This is a genomic window from Moorena sp. SIO3I6 (assembly GCF_010672095.1).
Genome location: NZ_JAAHHU010000482.1, coordinates 1 through 3,235 on the forward strand (window position 1 = coordinate 1; position 3,235 = coordinate 3,235).

At 44.1% G+C, this 3,235-nt stretch carries 1 protein-coding gene; it reads left to right on the forward strand.

The features are described 5' to 3' along the window. The first annotated feature begins 419 nt into the window (after positions 1–419). Positions 420–2,936 carry an S-layer family protein gene (locus F6K49_RS38270; protein ID WP_293105531.1) on the forward strand — a complete coding sequence of 839 codons (2,517 nt, stop codon included), beginning with the start codon at positions 420–422 and terminating at the stop codon, positions 2,934–2,936. Positions 2,937–3,235: the final 299 nt, after the last annotated feature.

Sequence of the window (3,235 nt, forward strand, 5' to 3'; positions counted from 1 at the left end):
TACCCCAACTGATCCAGTAGATCAAATGGATGAGTATGATATTACCCTAATTAATCCCGGTATGATTGATGATTCGGAAGAATGGGATAATTAGTAAGTAAATGACCGCCAAGTTAACCTTAAAATTATAATTTTTAAGGTTATAGTTTGAGCGGTTAGCTATCAGCATCGCCCATAAACAAAGCTATAGTGCTGGGCGCAGGGAATAGGGAATAGGGAATAGGGAATAGGGAATAGGGAAGGAAAAAGCCTGTAGCCTGTTTGGCTCCAGACTTTAGTCTGTGAGCTTTTGAACTTTTATGGTCACACTCTGACCAGTGGCTAACTCAGCATTTACCTACCTGTTAGTTATTACTTGGTGGTGGGAATACTAGCAATGTCAAGTGCTTTGGGCACACCAAGCTACTAATAACGAACAGATGAACCAAGCAATAACGCCATGTTCTTTACTTGGCACTATTCTGGTGTTGAGCTTTGCCATCCCTGATGTTGTGACAGCCCAAATCAGTAGCGATGGCTCTGTTTCGACTACAGTTACTACCAACGATAGCGTCAATTTCTTGATTGAAAATGGCGAACGCGCTGGAAATAATCTATTTCATAGTTTCTCGGAATTTTCTATCCCTACCGGCGGAGAAGCCTTTTTTAACAATGCTACGGATATTGCTAATATTTTCAGCCGGGTCACAGGGGGCAGTATTTCAAATATTGACGGGTTGATTCGTGCTAATGGCAGCGCTAATTTGTTTTTGATTAATCCCAGTGGGATTAGTTTTGGTAAAAATGCTTCCTTAAGTATTGGTGGTTCGTTTTTTGCGACCACAGCTGAGAAAATTGTCTTTAACGATGGCATTGAATTTAAGGCTAGTCAACCAGAAGATGAAGCGCCATTGTTGACAATTAATATACCCATGGGTGTGCAATTTGGTTCAACAGCCGAGTCGATAGTGGTCCAATCCCAAGCCATTAATCCAGATTCCGATGCCAAGGTGGGGATTGAGGTAGAGCCAGGGCAAACCATTGCCTTGCTGGGGGGAAATTTAGACTTTCCTGGTGGTGGATTGACCGCATCCGCAGGACGAATTGAACTGGGTAGTGTTGGACCCAACAGTTCAGTGTCTGTGACCCCCCTGGCACAAGGATGGACAATGGGTTATCAAGGGATAGCCGAGTTTGGGGATATTAACCTGACTCAACAGGCTTTTGTGATTACCAATGGTGACAGTGGCGGCAATATTGAAATTCAAGCCAGAAACCTTAATGTCAAAAGCGGTTCTGTTATTAACGCCAATACCTTGGGAAAAACCCCAGGGGGAATTCTGCGCATCCGAGCCACAGAATCAATAGAGATAAGTGCAACTCCAGAGGAAGCACTTCAGGAAGATCAGTTTACAGTTCGCTCAACTAATAGTAACTTAGCGACAAGGGTTTTTGGTACAGCCAAAGGTAATGATTTAATTATCGAGACTAAGGATCTCAAAGTTGCTGGATTTGCTTTTATCTCAGCGAGCTCGATTCGTGCAGGAAATGCAGGCGATGTGGTTTTAGATGTGGAACGCTTACAGATATTAGACGGAGCACAGATTGGTTCTGCAACTATTGGCTCTGGTAATGCTGCCAATCTTACGGTGAGGGCGCAGTCTATCGAAATAATCGGTTTTAAGGAACAGATTCTTGTGGAAGGTGTTGGTGCCAGTGGTTTATTTGTTGGTCCTCAGCCTGGGAGCACAGGTGACGGGGGAAATATAACCATTGACACAGAGCAGTTGAAAATTGCTCAGGGAGGAACCATTACATCCGCAACACTGGGAGATGGCAATGCTGGCGATATCAAGATCCGAGCGACTGTTGTAGAGGTAACGGATGCGGTGGTAGATTTTACTGGAGAGGTGGGTGGAATAATTTCTGCTGTAGGAATGAATGCCGAAGGGGATGGTGGCGATATCAGCATTACAACCGTTGGTTTACGTGTCTTGGATGGAGCACAGATCAATGCTTCCACATCCGGTACGGGAAAAGCTGGCAGGATTGAGATTGAAGCAAGGGAAATTGAGGTCAGGGGTGTCTCAGAAGATGGTCAGTTTTTCAGTAGTATATCGGCCTTCTCAACCACTGATGCTGCTGCTGGTTCCATCGACATTAATACTACTAATTTAACTGTGGAGAATAGTGCTGAAATTTCTGTTAGTGGTGGCACCAGAGATTCCGGTAATCTCAATATTACTGCTAATGGGATTAATCTTGACAATCAAGGTAGTTTAAAAGCGGAAGTAGCCGCCGGAAATGGAGGTAACATTAAGCTAAAGTCTGATTTATTACTGTTGCGCCACCATAGCAATATTACTACTGACGCGAGTGGCACAGCTACTGGTGGTAATATCACCCTTGAAACCATCAACCTAGTTGCCCTAGAAAATAGCAATATTACTGCCAATGCGATCGCAGGACTTGGAGGTAATATTCTCATCACAGCTCAAGGCATCTTTTTGTCGCCAGATAGTCAGATTACTGCTTCTTCTGAGTTTGGTATTGATGGAGTCGTAGAAATTAACAGAACACAGACAGATCCCAGTAATGGACTAGTGGAATTACCAGAAGATACCACTGACCCCAGTCAACAAATCTCGGCAGGTTGTTCTGGGGTAACTAAAAGTAGCTTTATCGTTACCAATAGCGGTGGCATCCCACCCAATCCCGAAGATTACCAAAGAACTAGTCGAGTCTGGGTTGATGTGGAGGATTGGCCAGGAAATCGCAAGGGTAGGAACAGACAAGCCCGACCTACTCAGGATTCAGCCATTAGAACTAAGCGCTTACCAATCATTGAAGCCAATGCCTTAATGGTTGATGAAAACGGAAACTTGGAATTAGTAGCCATAGTTGAAGGTACCATAAAACCGCCGGTTTATCAAAGAAATAATTGTGTTGATAAGTAAGCTATCAGCTATCAGTTATCAGCTATCAGCTAATGCGCTACGCGCACGCTTCGCGAACAGCTATCAGCTACGTCACAGGCTAGAAGCCTGTGCCACACTACACTGAACAGCTTTTGAATAAAATATAGCGTTTATTGCATGTTGATGGTACACTTATCAACCTCAAAGTCCCCGTCACAGGCTAGAAGCCTGTGCCACACTACACTGAACAGCTTTTGAATAAAATATAGCGTTTATTGCATGTTGATGGTACACTTATCAACCTCAAAGTCCCCGTCACAGGCTAGAAGCCTGTGCCA

Coding starts and splice junctions, on each gene's coding strand:
- F6K49_RS38270 (WP_293105531.1), top strand. CDS start 420: ATGAACCAAGCAATAACGCCATGTTCTTTACTTGGCACTATTCTGGTG.